This is a genomic window from Vibrio sp. RM-41-2B (assembly GCF_024744415.1).
GTDB lineage: Bacteria > Pseudomonadota > Gammaproteobacteria > Enterobacterales > Vibrionaceae > Vibrio > Vibrio diabolicus.
On sequence record NZ_JAMQWD010000037.1, the window covers coordinates 22948 to 38289 of the forward strand.

At 45.7% G+C, this 15342-nt stretch carries 17 protein-coding genes; 5 read left to right on the forward strand and 12 right to left on the reverse strand.

All coding sequences use genetic code 11. The features are described from left to right. Window positions 1–53: 53 nt before the first annotated feature. The 4 genes from NB463_RS17355 to NB463_RS17370 all read right to left on the reverse strand — a co-directional run bounded on the left by NB463_RS17355 (window position 54) and on the right by NB463_RS17370 (window position 3108). Window positions 54–638, reverse strand: a complete 585-nt coding sequence (locus NB463_RS17355; protein ID WP_005393807.1) for a YhgN family NAAT transporter — start codon at window positions 636–638, stop codon at window positions 54–56. A 107-nt stretch (window positions 639–745) separates the two neighbouring features. Further along, the gene (locus tag NB463_RS17360; protein WP_005393809.1) at window positions 746–967 is read right to left on the reverse strand and encodes a YecH family metal-binding protein; all 222 of its coding nucleotides are present in this window, start codon (window positions 965–967) and stop codon (window positions 746–748) included. Window positions 968–1036: 69 nt separating this feature from the next. Continuing rightward, on the reverse strand, window positions 1037–1657 hold the full coding sequence (locus NB463_RS17365; RefSeq protein ID WP_005393811.1) for a lysoplasmalogenase: 621 nt from the start codon (window positions 1655–1657) through the stop codon (window positions 1037–1039). A 1082-nt stretch (window positions 1658–2739) separates the two neighbouring features. Beyond that, window positions 2740–3108 (reverse strand): hypothetical protein, encoded by a 369-nt coding sequence (locus tag NB463_RS17370; protein ID WP_005393815.1) that lies wholly within the window; start codon window positions 3106–3108, stop codon window positions 2740–2742. Window positions 3109–3436: 328 nt separating this feature from the next. On the opposite strand from NB463_RS17370, the gene NB463_RS17375 reads away from it, so the two are divergent. Continuing rightward, the gene (locus NB463_RS17375) at window positions 3437–3766 is read left to right on the forward strand and encodes a DUF2500 domain-containing protein (RefSeq protein ID WP_258432266.1); all 330 of its coding nucleotides are present in this window, start codon (window positions 3437–3439) and stop codon (window positions 3764–3766) included. Here the strand turns inward: NB463_RS17375 and NB463_RS17380 are convergent. The 7 genes from NB463_RS17380 to rhtB form a co-directional block, all read right to left on the reverse strand. Then, complete coding sequence (locus tag NB463_RS17380; RefSeq protein ID WP_005393819.1) at window positions 3763–4776, reverse strand: acyltransferase; 1014 nt, start codon at window positions 4774–4776, stop codon at window positions 3763–3765. The genes NB463_RS17375 and NB463_RS17380 overlap by 4 nt on opposite strands. A gap of 281 nt (window positions 4777–5057) precedes the next feature. After that, window positions 5058–6275: an organoarsenical effux MFS transporter ArsJ gene (gene arsJ, locus NB463_RS17385; protein WP_005393820.1), complete on the reverse strand. Its 1218-nt coding sequence runs from the start codon at window positions 6273–6275 to the stop codon at window positions 5058–5060. A 257-nt stretch (window positions 6276–6532) separates the two neighbouring features. Continuing rightward, window positions 6533–7027, reverse strand: a complete 495-nt coding sequence (locus NB463_RS17390) for a cyclin-dependent kinase inhibitor 3 family protein (RefSeq protein WP_145473433.1) — start codon at window positions 7025–7027, stop codon at window positions 6533–6535. Window positions 7028–7039: 12 nt separating this feature from the next. After that, window positions 7040–8041: an ArsJ-associated glyceraldehyde-3-phosphate dehydrogenase gene (locus tag NB463_RS17395; RefSeq protein WP_005393824.1), complete on the reverse strand. Its 1002-nt coding sequence runs from the start codon at window positions 8039–8041 to the stop codon at window positions 7040–7042. 42 nt (window positions 8042–8083) lie between these two features. Next, on the reverse strand, window positions 8084–8419 hold the full coding sequence (locus NB463_RS17400; RefSeq protein ID WP_005393826.1) for a metalloregulator ArsR/SmtB family transcription factor: 336 nt from the start codon (window positions 8417–8419) through the stop codon (window positions 8084–8086). Between the two features lie 155 nt (window positions 8420–8574). Next, on the reverse strand, window positions 8575–9798 hold the full coding sequence (locus NB463_RS17405) for an EAL and HDOD domain-containing protein (RefSeq protein ID WP_005393827.1): 1224 nt from the start codon (window positions 9796–9798) through the stop codon (window positions 8575–8577). A 25-nt stretch (window positions 9799–9823) separates the two neighbouring features. Then, entirely contained in the window at window positions 9824–10441 is a 618-nt protein-coding gene (rhtB, locus tag NB463_RS17410) for a homoserine/homoserine lactone efflux protein (RefSeq protein WP_005393828.1), read from the reverse strand. A gap of 65 nt (window positions 10442–10506) precedes the next feature. Here rhtB and NB463_RS17415 point away from each other — a divergent pair, with 65 nt between their 5' ends. Together NB463_RS17415 and NB463_RS17420 are read left to right on the forward strand one after the other, a co-directional pair. Continuing rightward, complete coding sequence (locus NB463_RS17415; RefSeq protein ID WP_109170342.1) at window positions 10507–11514, forward strand: alpha/beta fold hydrolase; 1008 nt, start codon at window positions 10507–10509, stop codon at window positions 11512–11514. Window positions 11515–11751: 237 nt separating this feature from the next. Next, window positions 11752–12576, forward strand: coding sequence for a Cof-type HAD-IIB family hydrolase (locus NB463_RS17420; protein ID WP_005393831.1), 825 nt, complete (start codon window positions 11752–11754; stop codon window positions 12574–12576). Window positions 12577–12629: 53 nt separating this feature from the next. Here the strand turns inward: NB463_RS17420 and NB463_RS17425 are convergent, their stop codons facing one another. Next, complete coding sequence (locus tag NB463_RS17425) at window positions 12630–13100, reverse strand: EVE domain-containing protein (RefSeq protein WP_258432268.1); 471 nt, start codon at window positions 13098–13100, stop codon at window positions 12630–12632. A gap of 47 nt (window positions 13101–13147) precedes the next feature. On the opposite strand from NB463_RS17425, the gene NB463_RS17430 reads away from it, so the two are divergent. Next, window positions 13148–14698, forward strand: coding sequence for a COG3650 family protein (locus NB463_RS17430; protein ID WP_258432269.1), 1551 nt, complete (start codon window positions 13148–13150; stop codon window positions 14696–14698). Beyond that, window positions 14698–15303 carry a tRNA-uridine aminocarboxypropyltransferase gene (locus NB463_RS17435; RefSeq protein ID WP_258432270.1) on the forward strand — a complete coding sequence of 202 codons (606 nt, stop codon included), beginning with the start codon at window positions 14698–14700 and terminating at the stop codon, window positions 15301–15303. The genes NB463_RS17430 and NB463_RS17435 overlap by 1 nt, the downstream gene beginning before the upstream one ends. Window positions 15304–15342 lie beyond the last annotated feature (39 nt).

The window sequence follows — 15342 nt, forward strand, 5'->3', positions numbered from 1 at the left end:
CCAAATACTAAAAAGCCGCTCTCAAGAGCGGCTTTTTTATTGCGTTTATTCCGTCACCCAAGATAACTCTTAACACCATCCAAAAACATTTGAGTGGAGATCATCACCAGCAACAAGCCCATTAAACGCTCTACCGCTTTTAGACCACGCTCGCCCAACAAACGATTAAAGAAGCCATAAAACATTAGAATAAAAAATGTTGCGCCCCAGGCAATCACAACTGATGCGGACATTTCCAACATTTTTTCTGGATGCTGTGAAGATAGCAAAAGCAATGCTGCAATCACTGAAGGGCCCGCGATCATAGGAATGGCCATCGGAACAATAAAGGGCTCCTCGCCTGCCGCCAGTCCAGTGATGCTACCAGCACTCGGAAAGATCATCTTAATCGCGATAATGAAGAGAATAATGCCACCTGAAATGCTGAGCGTTTCTGGCTGGACATGCAAAAAACTTAAGATGCTTTGTCCTGCAAACAGAAACAACATCAAGATTAGTAAGGCAAACAGTAGTTCACGAATCAATACCTTACGGCGACGCTTAGGATCGATGTGCTTGAGAATAGACAACACAATCGGCAAATTACCGAGAGGGTCCATGATTAGAAACAGCATGGTCGCTGCAGAAAGAATGTCCATATTCTGGCCTCACCTAAAAAATGGCGGCCAGTGTATAGCAAACTGATAACGTGAGTACATGGCTGAGGGCGAAAACAGCATATTCACCCTCGCATCATAGCCGCCGCTTAGTGATTGCAGACACGCGCCATATTGACCACAAACTTACCTTCAAGCTCACGGATTTTGTCGCGCTTGAGCAAAAATGCTAGCAATGCGTCTAAGTCTAGATCATTCAGTTTACAGGTATGAAAGCGAACGGTGTTGCCAAAGTGCTGTGCCAGCGCTTCGCGATCCATTGGCGTTTCTCGAAGTAGGTTTAGCAGCTCGTGGGCATGGATTTCACTCATTATTGACTCCAGTCATCAAGAACAATACGTCCAGTTTACTGAAATCTTCGGGAGCTGCTTTGACTTAAATTAGTAAATGATAGAGGCAACAATGAGGGCGTGGGCAAAGAAGTAGCTACCACTTACCCACAAATAGGCGTGTTTCATCGGTTTTCGGTAACCGTGTATCGCATACGCCAACGCCGAATAGATCAAAACTAGGGTTCCGCTGAAACCGATAGCATTGGCATAGCTCGGGGCCTGCAACCAAACTTCACCCGCCGCCCAAGCAAGCTGAACCAACATCATCCCCATGATCACAACAGGAAACACCAGAGAGTCGAGTTGAGGTAGCAACAAAAAGAACGCCACGATACTCGCTGCGAGCAGTAGGGCCAACAGCCACCAGACAATCTCACCATTAAGCTGCACCCAAAATGACTTGCTATAGCACACCTGAGCAAGTAAGTACGCAGCAAAGTAAATTAGCTTGCGAGTTTTAAACGAGTGCAGCGTATCTGCCACCATAGACACAATAAGCCCACCCGCAATCCAGTAGGTATATGTTGCGGATGCACCTTGAGTTAACACCAACACAAGAAGAAGTAGCAGAGTAAAGATTTTAAACACGAGGGATTGTGTCGGGTTAGCTTGTTTTGCTCCCAACACGGAATACACACCTGATAGCCCTATCGCCAGCCAACTCCACATGCCGTATACACCTTTTACTTAAACTCGCCGCTAGTCTAGGTAGACCAGTTTTGATGTAAAGACACAATCTGCGAAAGTTGGATCTCGCTAGCGATTCGAAACATTTTGTAACCCTCAGTCTGCACAACAATTAAGTCGATGAGCCTTAATGACAGCCATAAATATGGGGCAGAGCCCTATCCCATGAGCCAAGTTCATCAAATCACACGGCACAATAACCCGCGCTTAGTCAGGCCATTTAACTAAAAAGCAGCCCAATGGCCTTGGTAACCCATCACGTCAAAAACTGATGACTAAACCATCAGACTGTATACATCACAGGCAACAAGAATAAATAACAGACACAAAACAGAAAATCGTCTTGGTAGCGAGCTAAGATAGTAGAAACCACCGATGAACAGATTAGAACAACATGAAAAATCAAACTTAACTCAATAACAAAAACATCAAATAACGAACGTAAGATAATGATAAATAAAGCCACATTCTCAATAACCATCGAAAATACCGACTTCATAAACCATCAAATCACTAAACACTTTTTAAGCCCATATTTTCTCATTAGATAAGAAAATTCCCCTTCCACACCTCAACTCAATGATGCACCTCCATAGCACATCTTTTTATTTTCTCAATTTTTGAGAAACACAGACAAAATCGGCAATCAACATACCAACCGAAACAAAAAACAATTTCCAAGCCAACAACAAACCAAGATTGACACTTTAAAATCATACACTTAAATCAAATACGAACAACAATCACACAATACGAACATTTTAAATACAACACAAAAAACACAGTTTCATTAGTCAAAAACACGTAAAAAAAGACAAGTTAAGTGTATTTTTTGAAAAGATTATCGAGCATATGTTGATCAAACCCCAAAAACAGTGCTATATTAAATTCATCGAGTTCATCAAAGATTAAGGGGTAGTGTTATGATTTCATCTTCTCAAAAACAAGGGCTGGTAATGATTGCAGTGGTTGTGGGTTTAATGACACTGCCAATGATGTACTAACCTACTGATTAAAAATAAAAAAGGACGCAAATGCGTCCTTTTTTATTTATCTGTGCTTTTCTACTGTATGTGTTTGGACAAGATATCCCAGTGCATGTAGTAGAAACCAAGAGCGGCGAGCGTAATCAACGTCATTAGCAAAATTGCTGCACGCCAAATAAAACGAGAGCTTCTTGGCGTTAGCTCTTTTTCACAAGCGTCACATGCCGCCATAAAGCCTTTCCGATCATCCAGCTTATAATCGTCTTCGTGAACCACTTTATTACGCACAGTAGCGATAAAACGAAGCTTCGCTATCACGTCATGTGGTAAACGTTCTTCACAACTATTAATAAGTTGGTGTAACCCTTTCCCTTCTGCATGGTACTGAGTACGCAAAAGTTTTTCGATCGTTCGGGTACGCATGACTACTTTTTCAATATCTGACATCGTAACCCTCCTTACCAGACCCTTCCCGTGTTCGTTATTTTTATTCTTCTATAAATTTAGAGCTTTTTCGAGCCGTTAAGTGCAATTTTACTTTCAATTTGTGCCCTTGAGCGCATATAGCCAGACAAGTGAAAGCTGCTTAGTTCAGCTTTAGTGACGTAGCTTGCAGATGAAGCAACGATTTCATCGCGTCCCCATTGAGATAAACCGTGAAGTGCGCCGAATAAAATTCATGTCCCTTTCATTAGATTATGAATAAGTTATCTCAACTCATCGTTTCATCAATGAGTTCTGTAGAATAGAGCTCAATGAAACATCGGAGGTTAACATGCCAATCTCACTTATTGTCGCCCTGTTCGCCCTTATTGCTTTGGGCGCATGGGTATTTTTTCGTTTCTATAGCAAGCACTATGTGGGCGAAGACGCTCCAGAACAAAGTGCACAGGTAACTATTTTAGATAAGCAAGCTATCGACATCCCAGATGCACCACCAGGCCAAGACGACCAAGAATATTGGATTTATGTCCAACGCGGTTCTATTGGCCCTAAACGAGAGTTCCAAATTGGAGTGCACTACTACCATGCACTCACCCCTGGAGATAAAGGAACGCTAACCTATCGTGGTAACAAATTCCTTCACTTCGCCATCAAACGTTAAGGCAGTAACCAACGAGTCTTGGCAGAGCGAGAAAATAGATAGCTCATCGCCAAGGCTCCAGCTCCACTGATAATGATCCAGACTGGAATCACCCATGCGGGATGTCCGGTGTACCAACCAAACGCTTTCATCGGCCATAAGAAAATTGGGTGAAGTAAGTAAATCCCCAAGCTGTGCTGACTGATCACACTCACCACTTTTTGTACTTTTGGTGACAAGCCTTCCCCAAAGTAACGACCGATCATGAAAATCATCGAAGCCGCTAGAATGACATTCAGTGTTTTGTAAGAAAGCCAGCGTCCAACCGTGTACTTCTCCGCCTCTAAACTGTTCGTCACGACCATAGTAAATGTCACAGCCAACGCGACGAGGCCAAACCCTGTAAATAAGGTCACCATAGAGCGGTTCAAAGGTACTTTTTGAAATAGAACATACCCCAGTGGAAGGTAACCCATGTAGAGCCACATTTGGTTACTCCACGGACCATCAATCTTGAACAAAAACAGCGTGCTGGTGAAAAGCCAAAATGCGAGATAGGTATACAACACATTGTCATCAACGTTGCGTACCATCCATTGGAACAACGGAATTACAAAATACAGAGGTATAAAGTAATAGAAAAAACCGAGGTGGTAATACGTTGCGTGAAATGGGCTATTGCTTAACACCTCTTTTACGGTTTCAAAGTCAAACCCTTGAGCCGTCCAGCCAGAGAGGTATGCATAAAACATCGACCAAATAAGAAATGGGACTAGGACTTTGCCTAAACGCCTTTTGATATAATACTTACCGTCAAATGGCCGAGTGTCACTGAGCATCAGCGCTCCGGTGATCAGAATGAAAACTGGCACCGCCCAGCGGGTAACGCTATTAACGCCTACCGCCGTCAACCATTGGTCAAACGGAATCACTCCTAACTCATTTCGATAAGGGGCCAAGACGTGAATGGCGATCACTGCCACCGCAGCAAAGCAGCGCAATAAATCAAAAAACAGAACCCTTTCTCTCATACCTTTCCCTACTTTGAGTCGCTTATCGTTTATAGCATAGGGTAAATCTCAGCCAGTGAAATGGTTAACAATCTGTTTTTGCTTATTTTTAACGCAACAATGACCTACAACGTGGATTTCATCGCCACTCTAATCCGTTGGCGGGAACAAAAACCAAACATCAGCATTCACTCTCGATGCCAAACCCACACAGTTTGATTACATCAACGGCGCATAAGAAACAAAAATGGCTCCGACTTGGAGCCATTTATACCATCTACAGATAGCAATACTGGGGATAGTTACGCAGTAGCAACGTTAGCTTTTGGCAACTTAATCGAAATCAGCGTCGTCAGCGCCAAGAAAGCAAAGGAGACCCATAAGCACGCCGCAAGACCAGCCTCTTGGTAGATCCAACCCGATAATACCGTGCCAATCAAACGTCCCATCGCATTGGCCATGTAATAGAAGCCAACATCGAGAGACACACCATCGCCTTTGGCATAGCTCACAATCAGATACGAATGAAGTGAAGAGTTAATGGCAAACACAGCGCCAAAAATCATTAACCCCACAACAATCACCAACTCAGGCTGCCAACCGATTTGCACACCATAAGCAATACCGCCCGTAATTAACGCAAGAATTCCTGCCCATACTAATGCTGCACTACCATCAGGCACGCGACCTTGCGCTTTACCAGTAATACGCGGCGCAAAGCCTTGCACAAACCCATAAGCAATGACCCATGCGGCTAAAAAGCCACCGACCCACAAGTGATCCCAACCAAACACACTGCCGAGATAAATAGGCAGAGCGACCACAAACCAAACATCACGCGCCCCAAACAAGAACATACGTGCCGCAGATAAAATATTTATAGATTCAGATTTGGAGAAAATTTGGCGAAACTTAGGTTTGCTCTTTGCTTTACCCATGTCAGCTTCTAGCCAGATCATGCTGCAAACAAACACCAATGCCAGCACACTCGCCATAATAAACATCGAGTTTTGGAAACCCACCCAAGACAACAACAAGCCACCGACAAAGAAACCTGCTCCTTTGAGCGCGTTCTTCGAGCCCGTCAAAATCGCCACCCATTTGTAAAGCGCGCCTTGCTGCTCGTCTGGCACTAGCGTTTTAATCGCACTCTTGGCACTCATCTTGTTGAGGTCTTTGGCAATCCCCGACAAAGCTTGTGCCGCCATCACCCAAGGAATCGTCAGCCATGCGTTGGGTACTGCCAGCATCAACAACGCAAACACTTGCATCGCTAAACCAATGTTCATGGTTTTGTTCAAGCCTAACCTTGCGCCCAACCAACCACCAATCAAATTGGTCACCACACCAAAAAATTCATAGAAAAGGAACAGTGAGGCAATAGCTAACGTGGAATAACCCAAGTCGTGAAAATAGAGCACCACCAGCATACGCAGCGCTCCGTCGGTCACGGTAAAGTTCCAATAGTTAAACGTCACTAACATGTACTGACGAATACTTTTGCTCAATTGAGAAATCATATTGACCTCTTATGTACAGCGATAGAAGCATTTAGATCATCATGTGCCAAATGCTTATTAACCTGTACACCAACCATAAGGCGATACAACCTTAGTTCGAATTCACAAACACACCGAAATTTAAAAAATGGACAAAAATAACCAATAAAAACAAAAGCTTAAATTAAAATCTTTAGTTTTACTGCTGACCTATTTTCCATTATATAAACTGGAAAATAGCTTTTGGATCATGATGTTCCAAAAGCTATTTAAGCTGATCAAGCGTCTTTCGCCACGCGTTCGATGTACTCAAGCTGCACCGGTTTTGTAAACGCACCAGGGCGAAGAGCTTGCACTTCTCGCACGATATCTTCTAACTGCCATTTCTTCTCTAGCAACAAGTGAGCCGCAAACAAACCTGTGCGACCCGAGCCGCCCATGCAGTGCATCGCGACTTTGCCACCTTGAGCAAGAATCGCATGCAGTTCCGGACTGGCTTGGTGCCACTTCGCCGCAAATTCTTCACTTGGTGCGCAGTCATCTTCAATCTCGATCTGGAACCATTTCATGCCCAGTTGCTGAGTGGTGTCACCCAAAGCCGCAACGTCTTTCGCTGCTAACTCGCTATCGTCCAATGCAGTAACGACCGCTTGAACCCCCTGCTCCTTCAACTGTTCCAACGACACTTTCAACTCGACGCCTTTGGTACCCGGGCACGGTGTTAGGACTAATGCACCAGAGTCCAAATCTAATTGCCATGTAGGATGAGACATTATGAACTCCTGTTATGCCAGGCCAACGTTACGAACCAATTCTGCGGTGCGCGTTGCGTAACCCATTTCATTGTCGTACCACGCGTAAATCTTCACCATTCGTGAGCCAACCACCATGGTGGATTGTGCATCAACGATGGTTGAGCGTTGGTCGCCTTTGTAATCGATCGACACTAACGGACGTTCCTCAAAGCCAAGAATGCCTTTTAACTCCCCTTCCGACGCCTCTTTCAGCAAAGCGTTCACTTCTTCTGCTGTGGTATCGCGTTTTACATCGAAGATGATGTCGGTCAATGACGCATTCGCCAATGGTACACGTACCGCGTGGCCGTTAATCTTGCCTTTTAAATCTGGGAAAATTTCCACAATCGCAGTCGCACTACCGGTAGTGGTCGGGATAAGGCTCATGCCGCACGCACGAGCACGGCGCAGATCTTTGTGCGGTGCATCCAAAATGGTTTGCGTATTGGTCAAATCGTGAATTGTCGTGAAAGAGGATTGCTCAATGCCCAACTTCTCATGAATAACTTTCACCACAGGCGCTATACAGTTTGTTGTGCACGAAGCGGCTGTCACAATACGATGTTTTTCAGGATCGAAGATGTGGTCATTCACACCAACTACAATGTTCGCAATGCCTTCTTCTTTCACTGGCGCACTCACCACCACGCGCTTCACACCTTGATCGAGGTATTGGTCTAGGTACGAGGTTTTGCGGTGTACACCTGTCGCTTCAATCACAACATCGCAGCCAGACCAGTTCACGGCGTCAATGTCACGTTGCTGAGTCGTGGCGATGCGCTTGCCATTGATGACGAGCTCATTGCCCTCAACCTGCACTTCATGGTGCCAACGACCTTGCACTGAATCGAACTCTAATAAGTGGCCAAGCGTCGCTGCATCACCTGCGACATCGTTGATTTGCACAAACTCTAACTCTGGCCAGTCGAATGCCGCTCGCAGTGCTAAACGACCAATTCGGCCAAAGCCATTAATTCCTACTTTAATTGTCATAGTTTTACCCTTTAATCTTCTACCTTGAATCTCTGTTTGCTATTAACAGCAAGCCTCACGACTTTTATCGTGCAAGCGTGTGATGTCGTCTTGGTACTCTTGCTTCAAACAGTTTGATGCCACTAAGTCTTCAATCAGCTTACGCATCCAACCTGGTAATTGCTGCGATAACTCGTAGTACACCCATTGCCCTCGGCGTTTATCCACCAAGATGCCACTGGAGCGTAACTGAGCAAGATGACGAGAAACTTTCGGCTGACTCTCTTGCAACGCAAACGCCAAATCACCCACGCAAGTTTCGCCTTCACGGGCCACCAGCATTAAACAACGTACGCGCGTTTCATCGGATAACAGCTTGAAAAACTGATGTGGAAGCATAATAAACATACCTATATATGGATATGCGTATATACTTATTTAACTCTAGGATGTCGTCAAGAGTGATCCCAGAATCGTCATAAAAGTTTCACATCGAAACAGCTAATAAAGATTGAGAGAAGAACGGTTAGAGAGAATAAAGATACGGCAGAAATTTACGCAGTTGCGACATTTTGACTCCAGCGAACCGCTTCACCTAACGAGAGCTTGACCTCTTCCAAAGACAACCCCAACTGCGTCGTGATTTTTTCGACGCCTGACCAGTCGGCACGCTCGTAACACTCTTCGAGAGAAATCAGCGCACCATAAACCCCCTTGCGATGTAATAAGGCTTGTTGTACGGATTCGCTAAGTGGCAATTGCTTGACTAAAGATTCCACCGACAAATCAAGCATCGCATCTAAAATCGATAATAAGCCGACCATAAACCCTTGTTCGTTGAGGTGGGAAAATGGCTGATAACGCGACATTAATTGGCAGAACTGCGCTCGTTGTAATGAAAGGTGATACAGCTCTCGAGGCTTGTTACTAGAGATATACGACGCCACGACCAAGGAGACAAACTGCTTAAGATTATCCTGACCAAGGTAGATCAAGGCCTGACGAAACGAGCTGATTTCGACAGCGAGGTTTGGCGCTTGCGTATTTACAAAGCGCAATAATTTGTACGACAACGCGACATCTTGCGTAATGATGGTTTCAATACGAGTAAAGTCTGGCTCTGGTGAGCAGACTTCACGAAAAAGCTGTAGCGCTAACACTTGCTCAGGGCTCACGTATTTTGTTTGCGAAACTAATGGCTTACTAAAAAAGTAGCCTTGGAAAAACTTAAAGCCAGCCGCTTTGGCTTGCTCAAACTCTTCTGCGGTTTCAACACGTTCCGCCAAAAAGTGGTACTTGACGCGTTTAGCAAGGTGAGCTTTGACCAACGCACACGCTTTTTCCAGCCCCATTGCCATGATATCGAGTTTAACGATGTGCACGTAAGGTAAGAAGCGACGCCACTCCGGCGTTAAGGTGAAATCATCCAGCGCGATCAAATAGCCTTCTCGATACAACTCGCGAATCGCATCGAGAAGATCATCGGTCGGCTGGCAAGTTTCCAGGACTTCGACGACGATTTTGTTTTTTGGCAAGCTGCGCGGTAAGCGGCGCACCAAGCTTTGATGAGGAAAATTGATAAAGCATCGCGAAGAAGCAATCACTGGGTTAGTGCCCAGTGATAGGAAATTCTCGACAATTAATCGGTATGTTGCTCGGTTTGACTCAATATGCGAAGGGTATGCGTTACTCTCCCCATCTCGAAACAACAATTCATAACCCAGCGTCTGTCTTTTGCGGTTAAAGATCGGCTGGCGAGCAACATACGTTGTATTCATGCTAAAGAAGGACCTATTAAATGGCTTATGACTTTGCAGCTGCTAATAATGCACCACAACCCATAAACATTGAACCGAAGACTTTGTTTATTTTCCCCATGATTTTATCAGAGCGAATAAAACGTCCCATTTGCGCCGCCAAGGTGGTGTAACCCAACATCACACACGCGTCGATCACAACAGTCGTAACACCAAGCACCAACAGTTGTGTCAGTTGGTCTTGTGCCGGGTCAATAAACTGTGGAAACAACGCCACCAGAAAAACAATCGATTTAGGGTTCGTCAGGTTAATCAAAATAGCTTTGTACAAGAGTGCCATGCCAGACATGTCTTTGTGGCTCTCAGCCGCCACCAAGCTGGAGGTGTCTCGCCATTTCTGGATACCCAACCAAACCAAATAAGCCGCGCCAACCCATTTAATGACAGAAAATGCCGTTGCCGACTGTGCGACCAGCGCACCAATTCCCGCCCCAACTAACGCAATGTGAATGGCCAAACCAATTTGGAGACCGATCACAGCCCCCAAAGATTTGCGAGTACCGTAACTCAAACCATTGCTGATTGAGTTCACCGTGCCAGACCCCGGAGCCAAACTAAAAACGATTGCAGTTACTACATAAGCTAACCAGACGTGGGTATCCATTGCATTTCCTCACTAATTCTTCGATGATACATCGCGTAAACAACGTATCTTCAGGTAATCGACTAATGGCTACTAACCATTCACCTTTGACTTATACTCAAGAGTCATTATTTGAGCAAGCAATTGGTGGTCCGATCGCGGCACTTTGGCAAACTCGCCAAGAAGGCTTTGTTAAAGGAACTGAGAAAAAGAACATCTACTGGTGCAAACTGACCAACCCAGAACATAAAAAAGCCGTGCTCATCGTTAATGGGCGCATTGAATCTTCCTGGAAATACCAAGAACTGTTTTACGATCTCTATCGCCAAGGCTTCGACGTCTATTCCTTTGACCACCGCGGACAAGGTTTATCAGATCGTCTATTGTCTGACTCAGATATGGGTCACGTCTATGACTTTACTGATTATATTGACGATATGGACGTGGTCGTAAACAAACACGACCTTAGCGACTATCAGCAATGTTTCATCATTGCCCACTCCATGGGCGGCGCAATCGCTACACGTTATCTGCAAACTCACCCAGAACATCCCTTTACCGGCTTGATTCTTAGTGCGCCTATGTTTGGTATTAATCTGCCATGGTACTTATCGCCAATAGCGATTCCAGTGACACAAATTATGTCAGCGGTATCGACTTTGCCACGCTATGCACCAGGACATCAGGCCTACTTTCCTAAGCCCTTTGAAGATAACCCGCTCAGCCAAAGCTATGGTCGCTACCAATGGTTCCGAAATCTCTATACGGAAAAGCCGGAACTGCAAGTCGGTGGACCGAGCACACGATGGGTATGGCAAGGGCTAATGGCAGCAAAACAATGCTTTTTATTGACTCGCCAAGTCAAAGTACCGGTGCTCCTGATTCAAGCTGGGAACGATCGTATTGTCAGCAATCTGGCGCAAAAACGTTTCATCGATAAATTGCGTAAAACCAACCCACATGCGGAGCTACTTTCTATCGAAGACGCTCAGCATGAGATCTTATTCGAGACCGACCAGTATCGTAATCAAGCACTCGATGCGATCTTCCGCTTTATGAATGACCCGAAATCATCGCCAAACGAAAAAACATAATAAGAACTCTAGGCGACCATTTCACGGCCATGATTAAAGAGGAAATGTCTGCACATTGATTTACCCTCTTTTTCATCCTCATTTTGACGTACACTGCTTGGGTCTGGCTGCGTTGAACCATGCAGATGCAACCGACCAAAGTTCCCCCGCATTCGGAGCAGTATGATCTAGTCAGTCTGCTGTACTCCGTTTGCAATTCACCTGTTCCACACTATCCAAACCGTTTACGAGGACTTCATGAGCACATCGCTACCTTGCAAAGAGATCACTAAAATCGTTGCCTCAGATCTGGATGGCACGTTACTCGCACCAAACCATCAGCTCAGTGCTTACTCAAAAGAGACGCTAAAAGCGCTGCATGAAAAGGGTTACACCTTTGTCTTTGCAACAGGCCGTCACCACGTAGACGTTGCGAGCATCCGTCGTCAGGTCGGTATTCCGGCTTACATGATCACCTCGAACGGTGCCCGTGTGCATGACCAGGAAGACCAGCTGATGTACAGCGAGAATGTCCCTGCAGAGCTGGTTCAAGGCGTGATCGACACGATCAAGCACGATCAAGAAATACTTATCCACATGTATCAAAATGACAGTTGGTTGATGAACAAAGACGACGAAACATTGCGTGATTTCCATGACGAATTCACATACGTCTTATTCGATGAAGACCAAGCGCCAACTGACGGTATTGCGAAAATCTTCTTCACCCATCCAGCACAAGACCATGAACGCTTGGTGGTGTTTGAAAACAAACTACGTGAACAATTTGGCGATAAGCTGAATATTGCGTTTTCAACACCATGGTGCTTGGAAGTAATGAGTGCAGGTGTGTCTAAAGGCCATGCTCTTGAAGCGGTAGCGAAAAAACTCGGCCTCACGTTAGAAAATTGCGTGGCATTTGGTGATGGCATGAATGACGTAGAAATGCTGTCGATGGCAGGTAAAGGATTGGTCATGGGTACATCACACGAGAAAGTGATGAAAGCATTGCCAAATAACGAAGTGATTGGCAGCAATGCAGAAGATGCGGTTGCACACTACCTACAAGATCACTTGCTGTAAGCTGCAAATACTCCAAACAATAACAAAGGGCTGCACATTCGCGCCCTTTTCTTTTATCGCTGACTTGGCCACTTCTCTTTGCCAAGGATCGCTTCCCACTCTTCTTCTGTCACAGGCATGATCGACAAGCGATTTCCACGTTTCACCAATGGCATGTTCTCAAGTTCTGGCATCGCTTTCATCACCGATAACGGAATCACTCGCGCCGTTTTACGCACAAACTCGACATCCACCATAAGCCAACGCGGGTTATCTGGGTCTGACTTTGGATCGTAATAATCGCTTTCAGGATCGAACTGGAAATGATCGGGATAGGCTTCTCTCACGACTTTAGCAATACCGGCAACGCCAACATTCTTGCAAGAAGAGTGATAAATCAGGACTAAATCGCCCACCTTCACTTGGTCACGCATCATATTGCGCGCCTGATAATTACGAACTCCCTCCCAACATGAAACCTTTTGGGTTCGAAGCGTGTCAATAGAAAAGGTATCTGGTTCAGTTTTAAATAACCAATATGCCATAATGCCATCCGATGCCGATTGAGTAACAATAATGAGGAAGATATAACATGAAGGCTTTGAAAAACCCAGTGGCGCTTGCCACTCTGCTGGTTCTGCAAGCATGTAGTTCGCAGCCGCCACAATCTGGCGCTGCCGACCCAGCTTCTCCACCAGCCACCTTAGATAAGCCTGACACCATTCAACCTCAAACCTTTATGCTACGTGGAAAAGTGATCGTCGGTCACGAGAGCCAATACATCATGCCTTGTGGCAGCGACAAGCAATATTGGTTACAACTGTCACCACAGCAAATGCAACGAGCAATTCAGTTAAATAACGAGCCTTACCAAACCATGTATGGAGAGGTTATCGGCCATCTCAACCCACCGGGCATCGATGGGTTTTCTGCCGATTTCGATGCTAACTTTGTCGTGGAACAAGTGAACTTCCTGACAACGGAAAACCCAAACCGTTGTCAGCAACCAAACAAACCAACTCGCGTGTTTGGTAATGAGCCTTCTTGGTCGGCAAGCTTTGAGGCTAATGGACTGACATTCCAACCAATCGGCAAACAAATCACAAAATTAGCGATTAAGAGCAGTCAACTTCAACCTCGCCAGCGCACATATCAACTACAAGATGGTGAACTTCGCCTAACAGAAAACCTCTGCTCAGATACGATGAGTGATTCTTTGTATGGCTGGAAAGCGACGCTAAAACATGATGGCGACACTTATCAAGGTTGTGGTACAGCTGCAAACGTGGACGCCACGCTTGGCTGGGCCAATACCTATGTCGCGACTTCAACCCAATCACAAGGTTTTGAGGTGCAAATGACCTTAAACCCAGACCACAGCGCCACAACAAAATACAGTTACGCCAATGGGCAAGCACCGTTAATCGAACGTGGGTACTGGCAACAATTAAGTCCGTCTCAGGTTCAAGTCGTCATGACGCATCATCAACAACAAAGACTGATGTCAGAGCGACTGTTTACGCGAGAAGGTAATCAGCTCAAAGCGACCAAAGAAAAAGTCGGTAACTTGGTATACCCAATCGCCGATGGTGGTTTAGTGCTTTACCCTGCCACCGTTCGTGATGAGGGCATGATGCAACCAGCCGAGAAACGCGCCAACAAGCCCATCAGGAGTGCAGACGTACCTTCTAGTGCGGAGTTTGACTCAAAAGTAGATGCCGCCGTGCGCAACTACTTCTTCATTCACCAAACCAACCCCAACAACAACCAGTACCGTTGGCTAACTTATGACCTCAACGGCGATGGTAACGAAGAGCTATTAGTACAGCTGGATTGGTGTGGTTCCGGTGGCTGTACATTGCTGATATTTGAACATCACGAAAAAGAGTGGCGCTTCAATAGCCGCATCACACTGGTACAAAGCCCGATTATGCTCGGCCAACAAACCTCTCATGGCTGGCGAGATCTAATTTTTAATGTCAGCGGTGGCGGAGCTAAGGCAGCGCAACACGTGATGCAATATAGTGGGGTTAGCTACCCACTCAACCCAAGCATGGCACCAACGGCAACGCCAAACCAAATCAGTGGCGTGCGTCTGTTCTCGGATGGGGTTAGCCCTGTGCGCGAAGGAGTTCGTCTGTAATGTCGCAACCGTGTCCAAATTGTGGTTTTAAATTCAACTGTATGTGCTCATTGGTGCCGAAACTTACCAGCGAGCACAACATCTTGCTGTTGATGCATCCGAATGAACTGACGCGTGATACTAATACCGGCCAGCTACTAGAGCAGTGCCAACTCAATATTGAGCGAGTAATCTGGGACCGAAAACAACCACCAGCAGAATTGCTCGCTCGATTAGCTGATCCGTCGCTGTATCCAGTGCTTCTATTCCCAAGTGAAGAAAGCGTCACACTCGAACATGTGGCGCTCCAAAGCCAACAACAAACCAAAAATCCGCTGTTTATTATTTTGGATGCCACCTGGCAAGAGGCGCGCAAGATGATCAACAAGAGCCGTTGGTTAGAAAGTATCCCTACTATGGAGCTGTCTGCATCGACAGACTCGCAATATCAGCTGCGACGCAACCAACAACAAGGTAACTTGTGCACGTTTGAAGTCGCCGCACATTTACTCGGACAACTAGGCGAGCAAAATAACCAGCAAAAAATGCTCACATTCTTTGCTCACTACCTTGCACTATTTCAAGCCGAAAAAAGTGGACACGCTCTCAAGCAATCACCGAGCTAACGCAACTAAAACCGAATTGCTCAAAATAAAAAACGCAGC